This window comes from Pseudomonas sp. GW823-FHT02F05 (genome assembly GCF_058797315.1).
On sequence record NZ_JBXAJM010000029.1, the window covers coordinates 35,400 to 57,474 of the forward strand.

Annotated in this window: 24 protein-coding genes; 11 read left to right on the forward strand and 13 right to left on the reverse strand. The window is 60.1% G+C overall.

Annotated elements, in window-relative coordinates; all coding sequences use genetic code 11:
• Window positions 1-50: 50 nt before the first annotated feature.
• The 4 genes from AC1RAC_RS26065 to AC1RAC_RS26080 form a co-directional block, all read right to left on the reverse strand.
• Window positions 51-356 (reverse strand): GIY-YIG nuclease family protein, encoded by a 306-nt coding sequence (locus AC1RAC_RS26065; RefSeq protein WP_060763558.1) that lies wholly within the window; start codon window positions 354-356, stop codon window positions 51-53.
• Window positions 357-393: 37 nt separating this feature from the next.
• Window positions 394-864 (reverse strand): nuclear transport factor 2 family protein, encoded by a 471-nt coding sequence (locus AC1RAC_RS26070; protein WP_054897730.1) that lies wholly within the window; start codon window positions 862-864, stop codon window positions 394-396.
• Window positions 865-1,286: 422 nt separating this feature from the next.
• Complete coding sequence (locus tag AC1RAC_RS26075; RefSeq protein WP_034128686.1) at window positions 1,287-1,922, reverse strand: response regulator; 636 nt, start codon at window positions 1,920-1,922, stop codon at window positions 1,287-1,289.
• A gap of 196 nt (window positions 1,923-2,118) precedes the next feature.
• Window positions 2,119-2,937, reverse strand: coding sequence for a response regulator (locus tag AC1RAC_RS26080; protein ID WP_492617108.1), 819 nt, complete (start codon window positions 2,935-2,937; stop codon window positions 2,119-2,121).
• Window positions 2,938-3,207: 270 nt separating this feature from the next.
• On the opposite strand from AC1RAC_RS26080, the gene AC1RAC_RS26085 reads away from it, so the two are divergent.
• The 8 genes from AC1RAC_RS26085 to AC1RAC_RS26120 all read left to right on the forward strand — a co-directional run bounded on the left by AC1RAC_RS26085 (window position 3,208) and on the right by AC1RAC_RS26120 (window position 11,054).
• The gene (locus AC1RAC_RS26085; protein WP_492617109.1) at window positions 3,208-3,963 is read left to right on the forward strand and encodes a DUF1120 domain-containing protein; all 756 of its coding nucleotides are present in this window, start codon (window positions 3,208-3,210) and stop codon (window positions 3,961-3,963) included.
• Window positions 3,964-3,997: 34 nt separating this feature from the next.
• Window positions 3,998-4,612 carry a DUF1120 domain-containing protein gene (locus AC1RAC_RS26090; protein WP_186527863.1) on the forward strand — a complete coding sequence of 205 codons (615 nt, stop codon included), beginning with the start codon at window positions 3,998-4,000 and terminating at the stop codon, window positions 4,610-4,612.
• 12 nt (window positions 4,613-4,624) lie between these two features.
• Window positions 4,625-5,248, forward strand: coding sequence for a DUF1120 domain-containing protein (locus tag AC1RAC_RS26095; RefSeq protein WP_054921063.1), 624 nt, complete (start codon window positions 4,625-4,627; stop codon window positions 5,246-5,248).
• 80 nt (window positions 5,249-5,328) lie between these two features.
• Window positions 5,329-5,958, forward strand: a complete 630-nt coding sequence (locus AC1RAC_RS26100) for a DUF1120 domain-containing protein (RefSeq protein WP_054921061.1) — start codon at window positions 5,329-5,331, stop codon at window positions 5,956-5,958.
• 31 nt (window positions 5,959-5,989) lie between these two features.
• Window positions 5,990-6,694 (forward strand): fimbria/pilus chaperone family protein, encoded by a 705-nt coding sequence (locus tag AC1RAC_RS26105; protein WP_034128691.1) that lies wholly within the window; start codon window positions 5,990-5,992, stop codon window positions 6,692-6,694.
• A 138-nt stretch (window positions 6,695-6,832) separates the two neighbouring features.
• On the forward strand, window positions 6,833-9,247 hold the full coding sequence (locus AC1RAC_RS26110) for a fimbria/pilus outer membrane usher protein (RefSeq protein ID WP_089041424.1): 2,415 nt from the start codon (window positions 6,833-6,835) through the stop codon (window positions 9,245-9,247).
• A gap of 11 nt (window positions 9,248-9,258) precedes the next feature.
• Window positions 9,259-10,398: a DUF1120 domain-containing protein gene (locus tag AC1RAC_RS26115; RefSeq protein WP_172415462.1), complete on the forward strand. Its 1,140-nt coding sequence runs from the start codon at window positions 9,259-9,261 to the stop codon at window positions 10,396-10,398.
• A gap of 11 nt (window positions 10,399-10,409) precedes the next feature.
• Window positions 10,410-11,054 (forward strand): DUF1120 domain-containing protein, encoded by a 645-nt coding sequence (locus tag AC1RAC_RS26120; protein ID WP_034128692.1) that lies wholly within the window; start codon window positions 10,410-10,412, stop codon window positions 11,052-11,054.
• On the opposite strand, the gene AC1RAC_RS26125 is transcribed toward AC1RAC_RS26120, so the two are convergent.
• Together AC1RAC_RS26125 and AC1RAC_RS26130 are read right to left on the reverse strand one after the other, a co-directional pair.
• Entirely contained in the window at window positions 11,051-12,316 is a 1,266-nt protein-coding gene (locus AC1RAC_RS26125; RefSeq protein ID WP_492617110.1) for a CynX/NimT family MFS transporter, read from the reverse strand. The two genes, AC1RAC_RS26120 and AC1RAC_RS26125, sit on opposite strands and share 4 nt — an antisense overlap.
• The gene (locus tag AC1RAC_RS26130) at window positions 12,306-12,965 is read right to left on the reverse strand and encodes a FadR/GntR family transcriptional regulator (protein WP_127880846.1); all 660 of its coding nucleotides are present in this window, start codon (window positions 12,963-12,965) and stop codon (window positions 12,306-12,308) included. Before AC1RAC_RS26130 ends, AC1RAC_RS26125 begins: the two co-directional genes overlap by 11 nt.
• Before the next feature lie 257 nt (window positions 12,966-13,222).
• Between AC1RAC_RS26130 and AC1RAC_RS26135 the strand changes: the two genes are divergently transcribed.
• Window positions 13,223-13,711 (forward strand): type II toxin-antitoxin system MqsA family antitoxin, encoded by a 489-nt coding sequence (locus AC1RAC_RS26135; RefSeq protein WP_034128695.1) that lies wholly within the window; start codon window positions 13,223-13,225, stop codon window positions 13,709-13,711.
• Between the two features lie 236 nt (window positions 13,712-13,947).
• Here the strand turns inward: AC1RAC_RS26135 and AC1RAC_RS26140 are convergent, their stop codons facing one another.
• The 4 genes from AC1RAC_RS26140 to AC1RAC_RS26155 all read right to left on the reverse strand — a co-directional run bounded on the left by AC1RAC_RS26140 (window position 13,948) and on the right by AC1RAC_RS26155 (window position 18,116).
• Window positions 13,948-14,712 carry an amino acid ABC transporter ATP-binding protein gene (locus AC1RAC_RS26140; protein WP_010444394.1) on the reverse strand — a complete coding sequence of 255 codons (765 nt, stop codon included), beginning with the start codon at window positions 14,710-14,712 and terminating at the stop codon, window positions 13,948-13,950.
• A 10-nt stretch (window positions 14,713-14,722) separates the two neighbouring features.
• Entirely contained in the window at window positions 14,723-15,820 is a 1,098-nt protein-coding gene (locus AC1RAC_RS26145) for an amino acid ABC transporter permease (protein ID WP_014717022.1), read from the reverse strand.
• Window positions 15,821-15,830: 10 nt separating this feature from the next.
• Complete coding sequence (locus AC1RAC_RS26150; RefSeq protein WP_259038609.1) at window positions 15,831-17,012, reverse strand: amino acid ABC transporter permease; 1,182 nt, start codon at window positions 17,010-17,012, stop codon at window positions 15,831-15,833.
• Window positions 17,013-17,084: 72 nt separating this feature from the next.
• Window positions 17,085-18,116 carry an amino acid ABC transporter substrate-binding protein gene (locus AC1RAC_RS26155; RefSeq protein WP_034128697.1) on the reverse strand — a complete coding sequence of 344 codons (1,032 nt, stop codon included), beginning with the start codon at window positions 18,114-18,116 and terminating at the stop codon, window positions 17,085-17,087.
• 346 nt (window positions 18,117-18,462) lie between these two features.
• On the opposite strand from AC1RAC_RS26155, the gene AC1RAC_RS26160 reads away from it, so the two are divergent.
• Together AC1RAC_RS26160 and rhlB are read left to right on the forward strand one after the other, a co-directional pair.
• On the forward strand, window positions 18,463-19,119 hold the full coding sequence (locus AC1RAC_RS26160) for an alpha/beta hydrolase (protein ID WP_054898977.1): 657 nt from the start codon (window positions 18,463-18,465) through the stop codon (window positions 19,117-19,119).
• Between the two features lie 95 nt (window positions 19,120-19,214).
• On the forward strand, window positions 19,215-20,681 hold the full coding sequence (gene rhlB / locus AC1RAC_RS26165) for an ATP-dependent RNA helicase RhlB (protein ID WP_034128699.1): 1,467 nt from the start codon (window positions 19,215-19,217) through the stop codon (window positions 20,679-20,681).
• Window positions 20,682-20,824: 143 nt separating this feature from the next.
• On the opposite strand, the gene moaE is transcribed toward rhlB, so the two are convergent.
• Genes moaE through moaC form a run of 3 tightly spaced genes read right to left on the reverse strand, consistent with a single transcriptional unit; the run spans window position 20,825 to window position 21,989 of the window.
• Entirely contained in the window at window positions 20,825-21,274 is a 450-nt protein-coding gene (gene moaE, locus AC1RAC_RS26170; protein ID WP_259038611.1) for a molybdopterin synthase catalytic subunit MoaE, read from the reverse strand.
• Window positions 21,275-21,276: 2 nt separating this feature from the next.
• Window positions 21,277-21,519, reverse strand: a complete 243-nt coding sequence (moaD, locus tag AC1RAC_RS26175) for a molybdopterin converting factor subunit 1 (protein ID WP_032903342.1) — start codon at window positions 21,517-21,519, stop codon at window positions 21,277-21,279.
• Window positions 21,516-21,989 carry a cyclic pyranopterin monophosphate synthase MoaC gene (gene moaC, locus AC1RAC_RS26180; protein ID WP_072447537.1) on the reverse strand — a complete coding sequence of 158 codons (474 nt, stop codon included), beginning with the start codon at window positions 21,987-21,989 and terminating at the stop codon, window positions 21,516-21,518. The genes moaD and moaC overlap by 4 nt, the downstream gene beginning before the upstream one ends.
• Window positions 21,990-22,075: the final 86 nt, after the last annotated feature.

Here is a 22,075-nt window from a genome sequence, read left to right on the forward strand (position 1 = left end):
GCGAATAGATCGCAGTTTCAAGCACTACACGGATGGGGCGCAGGTTTACCTCACATGGGTTCGCAACTATTTTTGTGTATGCCGCCCTCGAGGCCACTCGCGGCCAGGCACTCCTTGGCACTCTTCTTCAATTTCTTGATCAAGCGCTCCTGACGCAGCGCCTCGCCCTTGCTCGCACATTGCTCGGTATAGACCAAGGCCACGGCAGGGCTGGACAGAAAAAACCGTGCGCCCTTGCCGCTTTGGTGCGAGGCAAACCGGCGCACGGGGTCATTGCTGATACCGCAGTACAGCGAGCCATTGGCGGCACGCACCAGGTAGACGAACCAGGGTTTGGGTTCAGAGGGATCAGTCACAAGTCGATGTCGGCAAACCAGAAGAGCGCCAAGCTTATCAACGCCCGGCCTGAAATGCCTTCAAGCCTTTGAGCGCCTGGGCACGTACCGCGTTTTTCAGCGCGGGCGACCAACCCAGCAACAGGCCCTTGAGGCCCAACGCCTGGCGCGACCAACGCCACAGGTCGAAGTGGTCGTGGTGTTCACAGATCTTGCCGTCACGGAACACGAACCGCGCACCGATATCGTTGACCACGGTATTGCCGGTGGCGCTGAACAAATACGTCGCCACCCAATGGGCACTGCCGGTGCTGTCATCGCTGCGCACATGGTCGAACGTCAGGGAAAAATCCTTGGCCCGCGTGGTAAGCATGCGCCACATATCACCGGCATCCCGCCCGCGCAGTTCGCCGAAAGCCGGGTCGCTGAAGACCACATCGTCGGTGTAGCAAGCGGCCATGGCCTCGGCGTCAAGGCGCTGAAAGGCCTCATAGAAGCGATGGATCAGAGCATCGTGGGCAGCACTCATGGGCAGGTTCCGCAGCAATTATTGTCAGGCCTGCACGATAATCCGCACAGGCCGCGAAGACCATGGGCATTCATGACAAAAATAGCGCTGCCGTCGATCTGGATCTCTTCAGCGGTCGGCAGTGCGGACTTGAACACTAGCCGCGCGGCCTTGACGGCTATCAATGCAGGCGCGTTGCAACTGACCTCCGTCAGGGTTGCATCACTTACGGTCGATCAACCAGCGGTTACGCGGGCACAAGCAAGTACATCGCACAATGGGTATTTCGTCTCAACTAATTTGACCGGAAATTCAAACAACCCTCAACTAATGCCAGCAGGCGCTAACAACAAGTTAGAGCACTTAGCGCACCAGCCCCATACAACTAATACGAATCCTGCACTTGGCCTTTAGTTAAACCACTGTCATAAAACTGCAACTTTCTAAGGCACCATTCCCGATGCACGCGCATAGGCGAACAGTTCAACATCGGTAGAGATACTCAGCCGCTGCATCGCTGTACTTTTCTGTTTGCTGATAGTGGAAATACTCCGGTGGACCTTGGCCGCGATCTGGCTGACCGTCATGCCGCTGGCCAACATACGCACCACCTCGCTCTCCTTGCCGGACAACTGCGGCTCATGGGACTGATTGCCTGTCCCCGCCTCCACCAGTTGCACCCGCAGACATTCACTGGCGAAGGTCTGGCCCGCGCACACGGCTTTGATCGCCAGGGGCAACTCCTTGGCAGAGGCACTTTTGGCGACCACTGCCTTGGCACCATGGGCGAAGGAGGCACGCAGGGTGGCAACGTTGGCGAACATCGTCACCAGGATCACTGGCACGTTCGGGTACTGACGACGCAACAGGCTCAACAGGCTGTAGCCATCAGCTTGCTGACCGCCCGGCATGGCAAAATCGGTGACCAGCACATCACATGCCGTAGTACTCAACACCCCGAGTAATTGATCGGGGCCGTCGGCTTCGCCGACCACCTTGCACTTGCCATTCGCCTCAATCACGACTCTCTGCCCGACTCGAACAATAGGGTGATCGTCAGCAATAATTACACGAAGCATAGATACCTACGAATGGTGGCAACTTGAATCCGCGCAAAATACCTCTGTCAGCGCTCATCAACAACTACTAACAAAGACCCACTTGCAGCCGAAGCCAATGTTTAGTAGCGGCTATTTTTTGGACTACAACATAATAGGAAACCACCTACAGCAAAAACTAGACTTCCAAATAACTTAAACCCTCTGTAAACACCTTTCACAGAGTGGACAGATAATCCAGATAGGTGCGCAAGCGTGCCTGGAACGATGTCAACTCCGCCTGGTGCGCAGACACGCCATCGCGCTGAACCTGCTCGATCAACCTCACGGCACAGGACTCAAGCCCTGTTCCTCCTATAAATACCAGGCTACCCGTCAATCGATGGAGGCGTTCGGCGGTCAATGATGCGTTCAATGCGGCACAGGCACGGCCCAACAGGTCGTGATCTTGCCAAGCCTCGACCAGCAGATTTTCCAACAGTTGATTGACCACCTGTTCACTGCCAAACGTCGCGACCAGGCTCGCGCGGGCGGGCCACCCCATAACCCGCGCAACAGGCTCCTCACCGATGGGCACGTGATCGGCATCCGGGAGCCATCGCGCCAGAACGGCACGTAATTGTTCCAGGGTCAGAGGCTTGAGCAGCCAGGCATCCATGCCCGCGTCGCGGCAGCGCTGGGGGCTGTCGTTTTGCAGGTCGGCGGTCAACGCGATGATCGGCACTCGCCTCAAGCCGACGTGGTGCTCATATTGGCGAATGGCGCGGGCCATGCTGTAACCGTCCATGACGGGCATCTGGCAATCAGTGATCACCAGGTCAAAGGGCCGACGAGCATAAGCCACTCGCCCGAGATACCCGTCGGTGACCAGCTCATGGTCCAACCCGAGTTTTCGCAGCAAGCAACCCAGCAATAGACGGTGGGCTGAATGATCCTCCGCCACCAGGACATGCAACTGCCGCCAGTGAGGCGGGGGAGTAACAGGCGATCTCGATTTGCGGCTCGCGCCTGCGGTTGAACCTGACAGCGAACCCATCAGTACCTCTTCGTAGCTATTGATACGGCAGCAACCTTCGGCACTGGCGCAATAGCCATAGAGGCCTACTTAGGCAGCAACGATCGCCACATTCCTTTGAATGCTATCGACGAAAAACCAATAACCTTTTGAATGGCTTAAAGCCGATACAACAACTACGAAAAAACGCGAACTCACCCTATTCGATCCACCCTGCCAATGTCGTATTAGTTGTATTTCCCCCGCGCACGCTCCTCGCTAAATTGTGCCCCACCCCAAAAGAGGGACGGCTTGCCACTCCCCGGCAGCCGCAAAAAATATCGAGACCGTCGCACCGACAACCACCCGCCGACACCAGCGCGGGCGTTGCGTTGCACGCACCTCTATCTGCCAGCCTGCAATGGAAAAAACAGAAAAATGAAGAGCCCTGTAGCCCTATTGAGCAGTGTCCTGCTGCTCGCCATGAGTTCATCGGTATTCGCAGCCAGCAGCGTGGAACTGGCCGTCAAAGGGCTGATCACACCCAGCGCCTGTGCACCTAGCCTTTCAAGCGGCGGGATTGTCGACCACGGAAAAATTTCGGCCAAGGATTTGAGGCTGGATGGATGGACCGTGCTTAAAAGTCACAACCTGCAACTGGGCATCACGTGCGATGCGCCAACCCTGCTAGCCCTGAAGGGCATTGATAACGTTGGTGACGCCCACGATCCGAGGAACAGCTATGGCCTGGGCTTGGTCAGCGGAAAAAAATTAGGCAGTTTCTCCCTGACCTTAAGCAATCCAATCGCCGATGGCGCAGCGATCTCCATGATTGAGTCCTCGGATAACGGCCTCACCTGGCGGGCAAGTTTCCCGGGTGACATGTGGCCAGCCTCCTACCTCGCTTCGTTTGGCGACAACACCACCGGCAGGTGGGCACCCACCCCGGTCCAGCAGGTGTTGGCAGACCTCATGGTGGCAACCATCATCGCGCCGACAGCAGGAATGGATCTGACCACAGAGGTTCCAATCAACGGGTCCGCCACGCTTGAAGTCAAATACCTATAACGCCTCTGCCCCATGCCCAAGGAGATTCACTGACATGAATGTTTTTGCATCCGGCCTGATAGGCGCCTTGCTCCTCAGCCCGACAGCATTCGCCGCCAGCAACACAGACTTGCTCGTGCGCGGCAGCATCACCCCCAGCGCTTGCTCACCAGTCATCTCCGGCGGCGGGACTGTGGACTTCGGCAAGGTGTCGGTCAAGGACCTCAACACCGACACCTACACCGATCTGCCCAGGGAAACCATGCTGTTGAGTGTGCGCTGCGACGGGCCGACGTACTTCACCCTCAACACCATCGACAACCGTTCAGGCACCGCCGCCAGCCACTTCAGCTGGCATGGGCTGGGCACCACACCCAGCGATGAAAAAGTCGGCGATGCCGGGCTGGGTCTCTATTTGCCCGTGGCCGACGGCGTCTCCGTGCGCACCATCACCTCAAGGGATGGCGGCGTGACCTGGATGCCTTCGGTGATGCTCAGCCATACCTTGCTGACGGCGATCGCCCACAGCGACGACGTGATACCGATTGCAGTCCAGGAACTGGACGCCGAGATCCGCCTGATCACCCACATCGCACCTGCCAACAACCTGACGTTGACCGACGAAGTCCCTATCGACGGTCACGCCACCGTACAAGTCAATTACCTTTAAGGAGTCCCTACGATGAAAACCCGATTGACCACCCTGGCCGCCGGCGTATTGCTGCTCGGCTCGGCGACAACCTTCGCTGCATCGTCCGTTGACCTGACCGTCAAGGGGCTGATCGTGCCCAGCGCTTGCACACCCAGCTTGTCCGGTGGTGGCGTGGTCGACCACGGCAAGATTTCCGCCAAGGATCTGAATCTGGACGACGCAACATATCTGGATAAACGCACCCTGACGATGACGGTCAACTGTGACGCTCCGATTCAGTTTGCCCTGCACCCGATTGATAATCGGGCAAGTTCCAGCATGAGCAGCTCGTACTTTGGCCTGGGTTTTATCAACGATACCCAGAAACTGGGTTACTACTTCCTCACCTTGAGCAACCCGGTCGCCGATGATGGCGTTGTAGTGCAGACGATCGGTTCCACTGACCAGGGCCAGACCTGGTTCAAAGAGAAGTTCCTGGACCCAGGCCTGTACATGTCAGTTGCCTCAATGGAGGACCTTACCCTGCCCCTGGCGGTCAAGGACTTGAGCGTTGATGTGGGTGTAAGCACTGCAATTCACCGCGCCGACGGCCTGGACCTGAGCAACGAAGTGACCATCGACGGCTCCGCCACCCTTGAAGTGAAGTACCTCTGACCCATGGCGCCCCATGCCCTTACCCTTGAAGGGCATGGGCTTCGCCGTGGGCTGTGCTCACCCGTGCCAGTGATGAATCGATGACTATGTTCACCCGTTTCTTTACCGTGCTGTTGTTATCCCTGTGCGCTGCGGCCAAGGCCAGTGCGGGCAGCGCTGCCGAGCTTACGGTAACCGGTCGTGTGACACCGGATGCCTGCTATATCGAGCTGTCGGATGAAGGCTTTGTCGACCACGGAAAGATCCCCGCACACACCCTCCTTGTCGACGAATTCACCGTGCTGCCCAGCCGACAACTCGAACTGCAGGTGCAATGCGCCAGGCCCATGCTGTTTGCGCTGGTGGGTATCGACAATCGTGCGGAGTCTTCCCTGGCACCGGATTTTTTCTATGGGCTGGGCAGAAACATCCATGCACCGGACGAACGCCTCGGCTCCGTGGCGTTGTCGTACCGCAACCCAGTGGGGGACTCCCAGGCCATGCAAGTCCTGGCCTCCACCAACAGCGGCGAAAGCTGGACGCCCGAGCCCAATGGCTATCCACGATCCTATATGGCATTTGCTCCGACGGGCGACCGTCAGCCCGACTTCATCAGCCAGTTGAGGGTCCAGCTTCAAGTGGACACCGCCATCAACTTTTCGCAGTACCTGACCCTGAATCAGGAAGTGCCCCTCGACGGCTCCATCGTTCTGGATTTGCGTTACCTCTGACCCACTCATTTCGCCTAATGGAAAACCCATCATGACGATGACATGCTCAAACACCGCGTTCGGCCTTATTGCCCTGCTGCTGATATTCGGCAACCAAGCAAAGGCTGACGGCATGGTCCCGGACACATCCGTGGTGATCGTCCACGAGGCCGATGGTGAAGCTTCCGTTTCGGTGACCAACTCCGACAGCCAGCTCTCGTTGTTGCATGTGACCTTGCAGGATATTCCGGAAGACACCGAACCCCTGCTGGTGGTGACGCCGCCGCTGTCCCGAGTCGAAGCGTCCAAATCCCAGTTGGTGCGCTTTATTCTGCAAAACCAAAAACCGTTGCTCACCCAGCGGCTCAAACGCGCCGTGTTCGAAGGCATGCCCCAGGGCCGCGCAGCCACTGCCGCCGGTCATGCCCGCGTGGGCGTGACCGTGCGCCAGAACCTGCCGGTGATTGTGCATCCCAAGGGCCTGGCACCCAATCGCAGCCCCTGGACCGGCCTGACATGGACCCTGCGCGACGGCCAATTGCAGGTGCGTAATGACACGCCCTATGTGGTGCGCCTGGCCCAGGAGCTGCGGCTGTTGCCCGGCGACGGCAAGGCGATGCTGCCGCGCACCTACGTGCTGCCAGGTGAAGCCTTGAGCGTGCCTGCCAGCGGTGGCCAAGCCAAGACGGTGAGGCTACAACCGGCCACTGTGTACGGGTTTGCGGTCAAGGCCTACGACGCCCCCATCACCCTCTGACAGAAAACCACAGGCGTCGCCAAGACCGCCGCCTGGATAACGAAGTGACGGCTTATCGACCGTCACCAGAACGCCCAAAGCCCCGAACCCAATGAGGGCTGTGCGTTCACTAAGCGAGTACCTTGCGTGAAAACAGTATTGAGTTACCGTGACGGCGAAGCCGTGCCCATTCGCCCAGCCTTGCCGCTGGTGTTGCTGCTGTATGCGCTTATGCCGGACAAGGCGTGGGCCGACGACACCAGCCCCGCAGGCTTCGACGCCCAGACCTTGCATCAGCGCGGCATCGATCCACAGTTGGCCAGCCTGCTGCTGGCAACCCCGCGCTTTGCCGCCGGCCGTCATAACGTCAACCTGCGGGTCAATGGCCTGCGCCGGGGACGCCTGGAGGTCAGTTTCGATCAACAGGGCAACCCCTGCCTGGACCGTGCGTTGCTGGACGCCGCCAACCTGGTGATACCCGCTGACCCCGTGGGTTGTCAGGATTTTCTTCTGCGGTATCCGCAAAGCCTGGTGGAACCGGACCCGTCGACACTGACGTTGGCACTGGTCGTGCCCACCGAAGCACTGCGCCCCGTGCAACAGGACATCTCGGGCTACCAGACCGGCGGGTTTGCCGGGATGCTCAACTACGACCTGAGCGGGTTCTACAACCGCTTTGGCGAAGACGCCAGCCGGTTTGGTTCAGCCAACACCGAAGTCGGCTTCAACGCCGGCGACTGGATCGTGCGCAGCCGCCAAGTACAGACCTGGCAGGATGGCTTATCGCGCAGCACCCACTTGGAGGCCTACGCGCAACGGACCTTCGCCAGCCATCAGGCAGTGCTGCAGGCCGGGCAGATCAACCTCTATAACCCGGTGTTGTCTGGCGCACAGATCACCGGCGTGCAGGTGCTGACCGAACACGCCCTTCAGGAGCAAGGCCAGAGCGCGCAAATTCAGGGGATCGCCAACAGCCCGGCACAGGTAGAGGTGCGCCAGAACGGCGCGCTGATTCACTCCACCGTGGTGCCTGCCGGGCCGTTTGTGCTGAACGATGTACGTCGCCTGAATACGCGCTCGGACGTCGAAGTCACGGTCAAGGAAAGTGTCGGCGGGGAACGACGTTTCACCGTACCCGCCGCCATGCTCGGTCTCGGCCTGCCTGCACCCGGCTATTCGGTCGCAGCGGGGCGCGTACGTAACGTCGGCGGGGCCGAGGCAGAGGCGCCGTGGGTGGTCAGCGCCGGTTGGACCGGGAACTTGCATCCGCAACTGACCCTGGGCAGTGGCGTGCTGGCGACCGGCGAGTATCGCTCGGCGGGCGCCAGCCTGGGCTGGCTGCCGTGGCTGGACAGTCAGATCCAGGTGTCTACCCAATTGTCCAACACCCAGTCGTGGGAAAAAGTCTCGGGCGTGCAGACCGATCTTTCCTGGTCACAGCGCCTGAGCGAGCGATGGTCGTTCAGCGCCGCCAACTCCTGGCGCAGCAGCGGCTACCGCGAACTGGAGGAAAGCACCTACGAGCGCGACGGCAGTCAGCGCAACTCACGCTATCGCGACCAACAAAGCATCAACCTGGGGTGGTCACATCCGCAGTTGGGCGCATTCAGCGCCGGCGTTTCACGTTCGAGTACCTTCGAGGGCAACAGCAGCAGCCGCGCGCTGGCAGCGTGGGGCACGAGCATTGGCGCAGTCTCGTTATCGGCCAGTGCCGAGTGGCAGATGGGCGGACGCCAGCAACAGGACAACGCGGTCTACCTCACTGTCAGCGTGCCGTTGGGCGAAAGCCGCCGGCTGCGCAGTTGGGTGCGCAACTCCGGCGGCCAAAACCGTACCGGCCTGGGCCTGACCGAACAGATCGACGACCAACTGAGCTACCGCGTCAGCGCCGAACACGACAGCAGTGACCATCAGGTGGAAACCAGCGTGGGCGTTTCGGCATTGCCGCGCTATACCCAACTCGACTTGAGCTACAGCCGCTCCGATGCCGAGCGTTCGAGCTACCAGGGCGGCGCCCGCGGCGGTGTAGTCGTGCATGGCGACGGCATGACATTTACCCCCTACCCGGTGCGCGACACCTTCGCTCTGGTATCCGTCGGCGACATGAGCGGCATCAAGCTCAGCACCCCCAGTGGGCCGGTGTGGACCGACTGGCAAGGCCAGGCCGTGGTGCCGCAGGTGGCCGCCTACGGGCGCAGCCCAGTGGAAGTGCAGACCCGCTCACTACCGCGCAACGCCGATATCAACAATGGCCTGGCCGTGATCTCGGCCGGGCGTGGCGCTGTCGATCGGGTCGAGTTCGGTGTGGGCCTGACCCGCCGCATGCTGCTCACCGTCAGCGACGATCATGGAAACCCCATGCCGGTGGGAGCCTCCGTTACGACGACCACAGGTGAGTTCATCACCTTGGTGCAGGACGCCAGCCAGGTGTTCCTGCCCAATGTGCTGGACCAAGGAGCGCTGTGGATCACCACCTCGCAAGGCAAACGCTGTGAATTGCGCTACCAACTGCCGGCAAAAGCCGACCCCACGGTGTATTTCGAAACCGCACCTGCTCGTTGCCACACACCATGAGGACTACTGCCATGCACCCTGCAACCTGTTTGCGCTACGTGAGCCTGGGGTTATTGCTCGCGTTTGCCGGCACTGCTCAAGCCTTTGAGGAATGCCAATTCAACCTCAGCGAACCGCTGGTGGATTTGGGCTTGATGAGTCGCCTGGCGCAAAGCGACAGCGCGCCGCAACGCCTGCTCGGCGAGCGCCGTTTGAGCCTGACGTTCACCTGCCCCCAGGCCCAGGACCTGAGCCTGTTTTATCGCGGCACCGCCGCCTCCGCGCAACGTCTGCAATTCACTCCCAACGGCAGCTATGCCATAGAAGTCGGCAACGCCGTGCTCGACGGCCGGGCGGTGGAACTGGGCTTGTTACCCGGCGCAGGCCAGGCGCCGGTGAGCAGCGCCAGCGTGCTGGAATGGCGGCCCGACCATGGCATCGCGCCGCTGCACCAAGGCACGATATTGCAGGGGAAAACCCTGGCGTTGCAGTTGACTCTGCGCGCCTGGGCCGACCCGGCCGCCACCCAGGTACGCGACGCCACCACCTGGGAAGTCAGCGGGATGATGTACCACAGCGCAAGCGGGCGTTACCGCGACCTCACGTTGCGCGCCCACTTCGCGCCGACCGCCTGCCAACCGACACTGTCGGACCAGGGCGTCGTGGACTACGGCACGCTGTACGCCAAGGATCTGAGTGCCACCCACGAAACACCGCTACCGACGCGCACCGTGCGCCTGAGCGTGACCTGCGATGCTCCGGCCCGCTTCGGCCTGCGTATGAAAGACAATCGCGATGGCTCAGCCACCGGCGGCACCGATGAAACGGCCTATGGCCTGGACCTGGACGCCAGCAACAACAAAATCGGACGTTTCTACCTGACGGTCGACCCAGCGGAATTCAGCGCCGACAGCTTATCCACGCTGTACCGCACCGACTCCACCAGCAATGGCGCAGCCTGGAGCAGTTCCACTGCGCGGCAGATCCCCATGGCTGCCAACAGCCTCATGGGCTTTACCGACAAGACCGGCGTGACTACGGGCCCGCTCGCCATACAGGTCCTGACCGGCACGATGCGCATCAAGACGTACCTGGCCCCCATCCAATCGCTGGATCTGCGCGATGTCGTGCGTATCAATGGGTCCGGCACCCTCGAAATCATTTACTTGTAGGAGTGCGTACCATGAAAATTCCTGCCCTTTGCAGCCTTCTATTATTGACCAGCACTCAGGCGGCGCTGGCGGCCTCGACGGTGGACCTCAGCGTCCAGGGGCTGGTCACGCCCGCCGCGTGCCTGCCGCAACTGTCAAACGGCGGCCTGATTGACTACGGCAAAATATCTCAACAAGACTTGAACCTGGAAACTCGCACCCGTCTACCCGCCAAGACCCTGTTCTTCGGCATGGCGTGTACCGGCCCGGTACGTTATGCCCTGCGCATGCAAGACAACCGCAGCGACTCGACCCTGGTCGAAAGCGAGATTTACTACGGGCTGGGGTTCGACAGCAACGGCACGCCCCTGGGCGTCTACTCCATGACCTTCGATCCTCGGCAGACCCAGGCCAGCAACAACGGGCAACTCTACGGCACCGAATCCACCACCGGGGGCCTGGCATGGCGCACGTCCAACCTCAACCCCATCGACATCGGTTCCCGCAGCTACCTGGGCTTTACGTCGATCGAGGGCAGCGTCAGCGGCCCCACCGCCATTGGCATAATAGGCAGCCACGTCACGGTGCAGACCGTGATCAATGCTCGCAAGAATCTGGACTTGAGCACGCAAACCCCGATTGACGGTTCGGCCACGCTGGAAGTGGTTTATCTCTAGACCTTCTCACAGGTGACGTGCACGTAGCGCGCACGTCCGGCGCCCAGGCCCGCCACGATGGCGCCGAGGCCGATCACTGCGAAGATCCAGCCGATGGCCGTCCAGCCGCCGGTCCAGTCATGCACCACGCCCACAGCGAAAGGGCCAAGGGACGCCAGGGTATAACCGATCCCCTGGGCCATGCTCGACAGGTTGGCGGCTACGTGAGCGTCACGCGAGCGCAGCACAATCAAGGTCAGCGCCAGGCTGAAGGTACCGCCCTGCCCCAGACCGAGCAGAATCGCCCAACCCCACAAACCGTCCAGCGGCGCATACAGGCAGCCGAACAGGCCGCCGAGGGTCAGCAGCATCACCACCACGATCGCCAGGCGCTGGTCCTTGCCACGGGTAGCCAGCCATGGCGCGGCCAGGGAACTGAACAACTGCACAATGATCGAGCCGGACAACGCCAATCCCGCCTCTGTGGCACTCAGGCCACGGCCGATCAGGATCGACGGCAACCAGCCGAACACGATGTAGGCCAGGGACGATTGCAGGCCCATGTACAAGGTCACTTGCCAGGCCAACGGGTCACGCAGTAGCCCCTTCACGCGGTAGGCGACGCGATGGGCGCCGTGCTTCTGCCCGACTTGCGGCAACCAGAACAACGCCGCCAATAGCGCTGGCAGAATCCAGAACCCCAGGCCAAGGGGCCAACTGTCGCCGAAGTAATGACTCAACGGTACCGTGGCCCCTGCCGCCAGTGCGGCGCCCAGGCACAGGGCCATGGTGTAGACGCCGGTCATGGCGCCCGCACGTGCGGCGAAGTCGCGCTTGACGATACCCGGCAGCAATACGCCGATGATGCCAATGCTGGCGCCGGCGATCAGGCTGCCGACAAACAGGCCCACTTCCCCGAATGAACTGCGCAGGATGATCCCGCCAGCCAGGGTCAGCAAGATGCCGAACACCACCCGCTCAGCCCCAAAGCGTCGGGCCAGGATCGGCGCCATGGGCGCGAACAGGCCCAGGCACAACACCGGCAGGGTGGTCAGTAAACCGGCTTGGGCCGCCGACAGGCCCAGGCTGGTGGAGACGTCGGCCAACAGCGGCGACAGGCTCGACAAGGCCGGGCGCAAGTTGAGCGCCACCAGGATCAGGCCCAGCAACAGCAACCAGGGCCGGCTCACCAGCGGGTGGTTGTGTTGCACCACGTCGTCATCGGCCTCGGCGTCAATCAACAACTCTTCAAGTTCGGGTGTGTGTTGGGTTTCAGGGTTCATTGATCAACTGCCGGCAGAGGGATTTGGCACGTTCGGGGTCTTGCTGTTCCACGGCGTCAAGCAGGGCAACGTGCAAGTCGAACACGGCCTGGCGACGCGGTGAAAGGTTCAGGGTCTGGCGCAACTGCGCGCCGACGATAGCGGAGAAATACTGATACAGCTCGCTCAAGGCCGGGTTGTGTGCGGCGTCCACCAAGCGTTGGTGAAACGCCAGGTCGGCGCTGATATAGGCCTCGAGGTCGCCCTGATACAGCGCGGCGCTGGTATCCAGCGCTGTGCGCAACGCTCGCAGGTCACTTGCAGTACGGCGTTGCGCAGCAAGGCCGATGGCTTCCACTTCCAGAATCTGCCGCGTCTCCTGCGCCTGCCCCAGGGTGCAATGAGACAACGCACGCATCGTGCCCAACGGGTCGGTCATCGAGCGCAGATAACTGCCGTCGCCCTGACGAATTTCGATCAACCCGGAGAATGCCAATACACGCATGGCTTCACGCACGGTATTACGGCTGATCCCCAGTTCGGCGCACAGTTCGGGCTCGGTGGGCAGGCGTTCGCCAACGGCCCACGCACCCTGGGCAATGCGCAGACGCAGTTGTTCCAGCGCCTGGTCAACCAGAGAGCGTTTGATCAGCGGGGCGATGTCTGTCATGGGCTTTACGCTTTCGTCCAATCATAGGATGAATTTTCCTACAGCCTATTAGGAGTCGCCTACAAAGGCAACGCACTAGGGTTTTTAGGCAGGGAAAGGAGCAGTATTTTCGATTGGTAAAATTACCCTCAGAGGGTAATTATTGGACTCAGGTGTCTTATGGAAAAGTACACACCTCATTACGATCTGGCCTACATCAAGGTGACTCACCGCCCAGGCGGCGAAGCTCCCGTAATCTCCTTCAAGGAGAAAACCTTATGAAAACCCAACAATGCGTAAATTGCGGAACCCATGATGGAATGCAGTATTTCGCAGGTCGCACCTTCACCATCAACACACGCGGCATGATGCGCGACATTCCAAACATCGCGGGCTGGGAATGCCAGGTTTGTAAGGAAATCGAATTCGATCATGACGATGACAGCGCAGAGCGTTATTCCGATGCCAGTGACCAATTATTGATTGATGGCAGAAAAGTCATCGCGGCTGAAATGAAGCGAATCCGTCGCAAACTGCACCTCACTCAGAAGGAGGCAGTGAAGCTGTTGACTGTGCGCGGGCAAAACTCATTTTCTCGCTACGAAAGGGCTGAGGTTTTCCCTCCTGAACCATTGTTTACACTCATGCGCCTACTGGATAAGCATCCGCATCTGCTGGCCGAGATCGAGGCGCTCAATGTCGGAGAAGACCTCAATCGCCTGCTCATAGCAAAAGATGAGCAACAACGTGCGGCACAAGCATCCTGAACAGACCAACAGGCAAAAATAAACCCGGCACCAGGCTAATGCCAGTCAGTTAAGACAGAATCGGTAACTGTGGCGAGGGAGCTTGCTCCCGCTGGGGCGCGAAGCGGCCCCCAAAATGGGACTGCTACGCAGTCCAGCGGGAGCAAGCTCCCTCGCCACAAGTCACTGGTTGTCTGCTCTAGCTCTTAACTGACTGGCATTAGGCACCAGGCCGGGTTTATTTTTTCAAACGTCGATCAATGCAATATCTGGCTCAAGAACAACTTGGTCCGCTCATTCTGCGGGTTATCAAAGAAGTCATTCGGCGCCGCCTGCTCGACGATCTCGCCCTTGTCCATGAAGATCACGCGATTGGCCACTGTGCGGGCAAAGCCCATTTCGTGGGTCACGCACAACATGGTCATGCCGTCTTCGGCCAGGCCGATCATGGTGTCCAGTACCTCTTTGACCATCTCCGGGTCCAGCGCCGATGTCGGCTCATCGAACAACATGATTTTGGGCTTCATGCACAGCGCGCGGGCAATCGCCACACGCTGTTGCTGACCACCTGAAAGCTGCCCGGGAAACTTGTGGGCCTGCTCCGGAATGCGCACACGCTCCAGGTAGTGCATGGCAATTTCCTCGGCCTTGCGCTTGGGCATCTTGCGCACCCACATCGGCGCCAGCGTGCAGTTTTGCAGGATGGTCAAATGCGGGAACAGATTGAAGTGCTGGAACACCATACCGACTTCGCGGCGGATCGCTTCGATCTGCTTGAGGTCATTGGTCAGTTCCACACCATCGACCACAATGCGGCCTTGCTGGTGCTCTTCCAGGCGGTTGAGGCAGCGGATGGTGGTGGACTTGCCCGAGCCCGACGGGCCGCACAGCACGATACGCTCGCCCTGCTTGACGTTGAGGTTGATGTCTTTCAACACGTGGAACTGGCCGTACCACTTGTTGACGCCCTGCATCTGGATAATGCCTTCAGGGCTCACAGGCTGTTTGATTGCTTCGCTCATCAAAAAACTCCTAACGCTTGTGGCCAGTGTCGAGCTTGCGTTCCAGATGCATGGAATAGCGCGACATACCAAAACAGAAAATCCAGAACACCAGGGCGGCGAACACATAGCCTTCGGTAGCCATGCCCAGCCATTTTGGGTCGGCGGCGGCTTGCTTGACGCTGTTGAGCAGGTCGAACAGGCCGATGATGATCACAAGGCTGGTGTCCTTGAACAGGGCAATGAAGGTGTTGACGATCCCAGGGATCACCATCTTCAAGGCTTGCGGCAGGATCACCAGGCCCATGCTGCGCCAGTAGCCCAGACCCATCGCCGCAGCGGCTTCGTATTGGCCCTTGGGAATCGCCTGCAAACCACCGCGCACCACTTCGGCCACATAGGCCGACTGGAACAGGATCACACCGATCAGCGCCCGCAGCAGCTTGTCGAAGTTCATGCCTTCAGGCAGGAACAGCGGCAGCATCACCGAAGACATGAACAGCACGGTGATCAACGGCACGCCGCGCCAGAACTCGATGAAGGTCACGCAGACCACCCGAATGGCCGGCATGTTCGAACGCCGCCCCAGCGCCAGCACAATGCCCAGCGGCAAGGCGCCGGCGATGCCCACCGTGGCGATCACCAGGGTCAGCATCAAGCCGCCCCATTGGCTGGTCGCCACGTTGCTCAGCCCGAACACGCCGCCATGCAGCAAGCAGTAGGCAATGATCGGGTACAGCACCAAAAAGCCCAGGCCATAGATCGCCTTGCGTGGGAAACGCGAGATGAACAACGGCGCCACGCCCACGATGGCCAGCCACACCGTCATGTCCACGCGCCAGCGCAGGTCGACGGGGTAATAGCCATACATGAACTGCCCGAAGCGCTGTTGGATAAATACCCAACAGGCGCCCTCCTTGGTGCAGTCGGCGCGGGTGGTGCCCACCCAGTTGGCATCGAGGATGGCCCAGTGCAGGATCGGTGGCACCACCAGGTACACCAGGTAGATCGCCAGCAGGGTCAGCAGTGTATTGAGCCAGCTCGAGAACAAGTTGGCGCGCATCCAGGCCACCGGCCCGAAGACTTTGCTCGGCGGCGGCATATCAGGTTTGAACGTATGCGTAGTCATGGGTGTGTCCTCACCGCTCGATCAGCGCAATGCGCTTGTTGTACCAGTTCATCAGCAGAGAAATGCTGATGCTGATCGCCAGGTACACGCTCATGGTGATGGCAATGACTTCAATGGCTTGGCCGGTCTGGTTGAGCACCGTGCCGGCAAACAGCGAAACCATTTCCGGATAACCGATACCGGCGGCCAACGACGAGTTTTTCGCCAGGTTCAGGTATTGGCTGGTCAGCGGCGGAATGATCACGCGCAACGCTTGCGGGATGATGACCTTGCGCAGCGTCGGCCCCGGGCGCAGGCCCAGTGAACGTGCCGCTTCGGTCTGGCCATGGCTGACGGACTTGATGCCCGAGCGCACGATCTCGGCAATAAATGCCGCCGTGTACACCGTCAGCGCCAAGGTCAACGCCAACAGCTCTGGGATCAGTACCCAGCCACCGACAAAGTTGAAGCCCGCAAGCTTGGGCATTTCCCAATGCAATGGCGTACCGAAGATCAACACGCATAACGCTGGGATCACCACCAGCAGCGCCAGGCCCGCCCAGAATTTATGGAAAGGAACCCCCGTCGCATCAAAGCGCTTGTTGGCCCAGCGGGTCATCAGCACGATGGCAACGATAGCGACCACCAGGCTGGTGACAAACGGCCAGAACCCGTCGGACGCCAGCGCTGCCGGCATGTTCAAGCCACGGCTGCTGACAAAGAAGGTGTCACCGAAGTTATGGCTGTTGCGCGGCCCTGGCATGGTCAGGAACACCGCGAAGTACCAGAACAGGATTTGCAACAGCGGCGGAATGTTGCGGAATACCTCCACGTACACGGTCGCCAGCTTGTTGATCATCCAGTTGGGCGACAAGCGTGCCACGCCGATGATGAAGCCGAGCAGGGTTGCCAGCACCACACCGATGACGGTCACCAGCAAAGTGTTGAGCAGGCCGATGACAAACACCCGGGCATAGCTGTCCGATTCGGTGTAGTCGATCAAGTGCTGCGCGATGCCGAAACCGGCACTGCGCTCAAGAAAGTCGAAACCCGAGGTGATGCCCCGGTGTTGCAGGTTGGTCTGGGTGTTATGGAACAGGTACCAGCCCAGCGAGACCACCGCCACGATCGTGATGATCTGGAACAGCCACGCACGCACTTTGGGGTCGCTGAAGCTGAGCTTCTGCTTGGGTGCGCCGATTTGATTTTGCATGAAGTGCCCCGAAAATAATGGAACAGAACATCACCCGGCAGTTGGCCTACCGGGTGACAGAACCATCAGCGATCAGCGCACAGGGGGTGCGTATTGAATGCCGCCGTTGTTCCACAGGGCGTTCAGGCCACGGTCGATTTCCAGCGGCGTGCTCTTGCCCAGGTTGCGCTCGAACATCTCGCCGTAGTTACCCACTTGCTTGACGATCTGTACCACCCAGTCCTTCTTCACTTTCAGGTCTTTACCGTATTCGCCGTCGGCACCGAGCAGACGCGCAACGTCCGGGTTCTTGGTGGCCTTGGCTTCAGCTTCGACGTTCTTGGAGGTCACACCGGCCTCTTCAGCGTTGAGCATGGCGTAGCCCACCCAGCGCACGATGGCCAGCCACTCATCATCACCGTTACGCACGACCGGGCCCAGGGGCTCCTTGGAAATGGTTTCCGGCAGCACCACGTAGTCTTTCGGCGAAGCCAGCTTGCTGCGCTGGGCGAACAGCTGGGATTTGTCGGACGTCAGCACGTCGCAACGCCCGGACTCCAGCGACTTGGCGCTTTCATCGGAGGTGTCGAAGGTGATCGGGGTGTATTTGAGGTTGTTGGCGCGGAAATAGTCGGAAACGTTCAGCTCGGTGGTGGTACCGGCCTGGATGCAGATGGTCGCACCGTCCAGTTCCTTGGCGCTCTTGACGCCCAGCTTGTTGTTCACCAGAAAGCCGATGCCGTCGTAGTAGGTAATGAAGCCCGGGAATTTCAGGCCCATGCCCGCATCGCGGGAGCTGGTCATGGTGGTGTTGCGCGACAGGATGTCGACTTCGCCTGACTGAAGCGCGGTGAAACGCTCCTTGGCGTTCAACTGGCTGAACTTGACCTTGGTGGCATCGCCAAATACGGCAGCCGCCACAGCGCGGCAATAGTCAGCGTCGATCCCGAGGATCTTGCCGCTGGCATCCGGCACCGAGAAACCCGGCAGGCCGTCACTCACACCGCACTGCACAAAGCCTTTCTTCTGCACGGCGTCCAGGGTGGCGCCCGCCTGGGCAAAACCACTGACACCCAGTACAGCCGCCGCAGAGACGATGGCCAGGGTGGATTTCAATACCTTCATTACAAACCTCCAATTGCTCTTGTTGTGTCGGAGCTCCAACCTCAGCGCACCCTTATGAGGCGATATCGACCCGTGTTGGTTTTTTTTGGGGCCAAGCAGCATGAGGTTTTTGCGGTAATTCCAGTTGCTTTCCCACGAGCGGCAGTCACTGATAGTGTTACCGCCCTGGGAGAGTTCTGACATCGAGCTACACATAGCAAGGCGCGTACCAGAGTCTTGGCCGAGTGGCTGTAACTGCGCTTCGATGGCAAAAGATTCAACCTTGCGACATTCTCTTAACAGATCAACCTGTCGCGCACCGTTCCGACGCACCTCATCGGAGCGCCCGCACATCTATGGAGCAGACATGACCGAACCCTTGATTCTTCAGCCCGCCAAGCCCGCAGACGCCTGCGTTATCTGGTTGCATGGCCTGGGCGCCGATCGCTACGACTTCCTGCCGGTGGCCGAAGCCCTGCAGGAAACCCTGCTGACCACCCGCTTCGTTTTGCCCCAGGCGCCCACGCGTCCGGTGACGATTAACGGTGGCTACGAGATGCCGAGCTGGTACGACATCAAGGCCATGAGCCCGGCCCGTTCGATCAGCCTGGAAGAACTGGAAGCGTCGGCAAAAATGGTCACAGACCTGATTGAGGCGCAACAGAGAACCGGAATAGACACCTCGCGAATTTTCCTCGCCGGTTTTTCTCAAGGTGGCGCGGTGGTTTTCCACACCGCGTTCAAGAAATGGGAGGGGCCTTTGGGCGGTGTGATCGCCCTCTCCACCTATGCGCCAACCTTCGATAATGTCCTGGAATTATCCGCCAGCCAGCAACGCATTCCCACGCTCTGCCTGCATGGCCAGTACGACGATGTGGTGCAGAACGCCATGGGCCGCAGCGCCTACGAGCATTTGAAGGACCGTGGTGTCACCGTGACATGGCAGGAATACCCAATGGGCCACGAAGTGTTACCCCAAGAGATACACGATATAGGCACCTGGCTGACTGAACGCCTGCGCTGAATCCCGTGTTTATGTAGCCGTATGACAGACGCACTACGCCGCGCCCGATTCTTGCATTACACTGGCCGGCGTACATTCCTTAATCAATTAATGAGATGACCGTGCTCAAAGCACTCAAGAAGATGTTCGGCAAAAGCGAGGCTGAGCCGCTCGCGCCTGTTCCCAGTGCTCCTGCCCCCAAGCCCGGCAACCGCAATGACGGTCAACAGCCCGGCCGGAACGCGCCCGCCGCCTCACCGAACAAAACCACGGTGACGCCGCCTGAACAGGTAAAGCCTGCCGCACCCGCCCCGGCGCCTGTGGCCAAGCCCCGTCGCGAACGTGCGCCCAAACCGCCCGTGACCCCCTGGAAACTCGAAGACTTCGTCGTCGAACCCCAGGAAGGCAAAACCCGCTTCCACGATTTCAAACTGGCCCCGGAACTGATGCACGCCATCCAGGACCTGGGTTTCCCGTACTGCACGCCCATCCAGGCACAAGTGCTGGGCTTCACCCTCGCGGGCAAAGACGCCATCGGCCGTGCCCAGACCGGCACCGGCAAGACCGCCGCGTTCCTGATCTCGATCATCACCCAGTTGTTGCAAACGCCGCCGCCCAAGGAACGCTACATGGGTGAACCGCGCGCGCTGATCATCGCCCCGACCCGGGAGCTGGTGGTGCAGATCGCCAAGGACGCCGCCGACCTGACCAAGTACACCGGCCTCAACGTCATGACGTTTGTGGGCGGCATGGACTTCGACAAGCAACTCAAGCACCTCGAAGCCCGTCATTGCGACATCCTCGTCGCCACCCCGGGCCGCCTGCTCGACTTCAATCAGCGTGGCGACGTGCACCTGGACATGGTCGAAGTGATGGTGCTGGACGAAGCCGACCGCATGCTCGACATGGGCTTTATCCCGCAAGTACGCCAGATCATTCGTCAGACGCCGCCGAAAACCGAGCGCCAGACCCTGCTGTTCTCCGCGACTTTCACCGAAGACGTGATGAACCTCGCCAAGCAGTGGACCACCGACCCATCCATCGTCGAGATCGAAGCACTCAACGTTGCCAGCGAAAACGTCGAGCAGCATATCTACGCCGTCGCCGGTGCCGACAAGTACAAGCTGCTCTACAACCTGGTCAACGACAACGGTTGGGAGCGCGTGATGGTATTCGCCAACCGCAAGGACGAAGTGCGCCGCATCGAAGAACGCCTGGTGCGCGACGGCGTCAACGCCGCGCAACTGTCGGGTGATGTGCCGCAGCACAAGCGCATCAAGACCCTGGAAGGCTTCCGTGAAGGCAAGATCCGCGTGCTGGTGGCTACCGATGTAGCCGGTCGCGGTATTCATATCGACGGCATCAGCCACGTGATCAACTTCACCCTGCCGGAAGTACCGGACGACTACGTGCACCGCATCGGCCGTACCGGGCGTGCTGGGGCTGCGGGTGTGTCCATCAGCTTTGCGGGCGAGGATGACTCGTACCAGTTGCCGTCCATCGAGGCGTTGCTGGGGCGCAAGATCAGCTGTGAAACGCCGCCGACGCATTTGTTGCGCGCTGTAGAACGCAAACGCCCTTGAGCTGAAATGCGGTAAAAAATGTGGGAGCGGGCTTGTGTGGGAGCTGGCTTGCCTGCGATGCAGACACCTCGGTTTTTCAGTCACGCCGAGGTGATGCTATCGCAGGCAAGCCAGCTCCCACATGGGTTTCAGCGTCTGGCTGGCTACTTCCAACGATCCGCTGCGGCGTGGTCACTGCTGCGCCCTTCTACCCAACGCGGCCCCTCACTGGTGTTTTCCTTCTTCCAGAACGGCGCCCGCGTCTTCAAGTAATCCATCACAAATGCACAGGCATCAAACGCTGCCTGCCGATGCGCACTGGCCGCGCCGACAAACACAATCGGCTCGCCCGGTTCCAGCGCGCCGATACGGTGCAGCACCTCCAGCTTGAGCAACGGCCAGCGCTGCTCAGCCTCAACGGCGATCTTGGCCAGGGCCTTTTCGGTCATGCCGGGGTAGTGTTCCAAAAACATCCCCGATACGTCACGCCCGTCATTGAAGTCGCGCACATAGCCGACAAAGCTCACCACCGCGCCCACGCCCACGTTGGCCGCGTGCATGGCGTTGACTTCGGCACCGGGATCAAAGGCTTCGACCTGCACACGAATGGCCATGCTCAGCCTCCGGTCACGGGTGGGAAGAAGGCGACTTCATCGCCGGCTTGCACCGGCTCGTCGAGGCTACACAGCTCTTCGTTGCGCGCACACATCAGGCTCGCTTCGTTGAGCACGGCGAATTCCGGGTCAGCAGCCAGCGCGAGGCGCACGGCATCAACGCTGGCAAACTCACCTTCCATCTCCAGCGAGTCGAAACCCACCGCTTCGGCGTAGCGCGCAAAAAACAGTACGTTGATACTCATTGCTGATCCGCCTTGAAATGCCCGCTCTTACCGCCCAGCTTTTCCAGCAGGCGAATACTCTCAATGGTCATGCCGCGGTCCACCGCCTTGCACATGTCGTAGATCGTCAGGGCCGCGACGCTGGCGGCGGTCAGGGCTTCCATCTCAACGCCGGTCTGGCCGGAGAGTTTGCAGCGCGCCACGATACGAACCGCGTCTGTGCCGTCGGCACTCAGCTCCACCTTCACGCCGGTGAGCATCAACGGGTGGCACAGAGGGATCAAGTCACTGGTTTTTTTCGCTGCCTGGATCCCGGCAATGCGGGCCACGGCAAACACGTCGCCCTTGGGGTGGGCGCCGTCAACAATCATTTGCAGAGTGGCGGGCAACATGCGCACCCGCGCTTCGGCCACCGCCTCACGGAACGTCACGGCTTTTTCGGTGACGTCGACCATATGGGCGCGACCTTGGGAATCGAGATGAGTCAGCACAGGGATACTCCTGATCAGGAGCAGCGATTGTAAACCTGTGGGTCAAAATTTGCGCAAGGCTGTTTATCCCATCCCGTAGGAGCGAG

What these genes read in the sequence shown, in the direction of transcription:
- AC1RAC_RS26070 (WP_054897730.1), bottom strand. Translation starts at nt 864, where the DNA reads ATGAGTGCTGCCCACGATGCTCTGATCCATCGCTTCTATGAGGCCTTT.
- AC1RAC_RS26075 (WP_034128686.1), bottom strand. Translation starts at nt 1,922, where the DNA reads ATGCTTCGTGTAATTATTGCTGACGATCACCCTATTGTTCGAGTCGGG.
- AC1RAC_RS26080 (WP_492617108.1), bottom strand. Translation starts at nt 2,937, where the DNA reads ATGGGTTCGCTGTCAGGTTCAACCGCAGGCGCGAGCCGCAAATCGAGA.
- AC1RAC_RS26090 (WP_186527863.1), top strand. Translation starts at nt 3,998, where the DNA reads ATGAATGTTTTTGCATCCGGCCTGATAGGCGCCTTGCTCCTCAGCCCG.
- AC1RAC_RS26095 (WP_054921063.1), top strand. Translation starts at nt 4,625, where the DNA reads ATGAAAACCCGATTGACCACCCTGGCCGCCGGCGTATTGCTGCTCGGC.
- AC1RAC_RS26100 (WP_054921061.1), top strand. Translation starts at nt 5,329, where the DNA reads ATGACTATGTTCACCCGTTTCTTTACCGTGCTGTTGTTATCCCTGTGC.
- AC1RAC_RS26105 (WP_034128691.1), top strand. Translation starts at nt 5,990, where the DNA reads ATGACGATGACATGCTCAAACACCGCGTTCGGCCTTATTGCCCTGCTG.
- AC1RAC_RS26115 (WP_172415462.1), top strand. Translation starts at nt 9,259, where the DNA reads ATGCACCCTGCAACCTGTTTGCGCTACGTGAGCCTGGGGTTATTGCTC.
- AC1RAC_RS26120 (WP_034128692.1), top strand. Translation starts at nt 10,410, where the DNA reads ATGAAAATTCCTGCCCTTTGCAGCCTTCTATTATTGACCAGCACTCAG.
- AC1RAC_RS26125 (WP_492617110.1), bottom strand. Translation starts at nt 12,316, where the DNA reads ATGAACCCTGAAACCCAACACACACCCGAACTTGAAGAGTTGTTGATT.
- AC1RAC_RS26130 (WP_127880846.1), bottom strand. Translation starts at nt 12,965, where the DNA reads ATGACAGACATCGCCCCGCTGATCAAACGCTCTCTGGTTGACCAGGCG.
- AC1RAC_RS26135 (WP_034128695.1), top strand. Translation starts at nt 13,223, where the DNA reads ATGAAAACCCAACAATGCGTAAATTGCGGAACCCATGATGGAATGCAG.
- AC1RAC_RS26140 (WP_010444394.1), bottom strand. Translation starts at nt 14,712, where the DNA reads ATGAGCGAAGCAATCAAACAGCCTGTGAGCCCTGAAGGCATTATCCAG.
- AC1RAC_RS26145 (WP_014717022.1), bottom strand. Translation starts at nt 15,820, where the DNA reads ATGACTACGCATACGTTCAAACCTGATATGCCGCCGCCGAGCAAAGTC.
- AC1RAC_RS26150 (WP_259038609.1), bottom strand. Translation starts at nt 17,012, where the DNA reads ATGCAAAATCAAATCGGCGCACCCAAGCAGAAGCTCAGCTTCAGCGAC.
- AC1RAC_RS26155 (WP_034128697.1), bottom strand. Translation starts at nt 18,116, where the DNA reads ATGAAGGTATTGAAATCCACCCTGGCCATCGTCTCTGCGGCGGCTGTA.
- AC1RAC_RS26160 (WP_054898977.1), top strand. Translation starts at nt 18,463, where the DNA reads ATGACCGAACCCTTGATTCTTCAGCCCGCCAAGCCCGCAGACGCCTGC.
- rhlB (WP_034128699.1), top strand. Translation starts at nt 19,215, where the DNA reads ATGACCGTGCTCAAAGCACTCAAGAAGATGTTCGGCAAAAGCGAGGCT.
- moaE (WP_259038611.1), bottom strand. Translation starts at nt 21,274, where the DNA reads ATGGCCATTCGTGTGCAGGTCGAAGCCTTTGATCCCGGTGCCGAAGTC.
- moaD (WP_032903342.1), bottom strand. Translation starts at nt 21,519, where the DNA reads ATGAGTATCAACGTACTGTTTTTTGCGCGCTACGCCGAAGCGGTGGGT.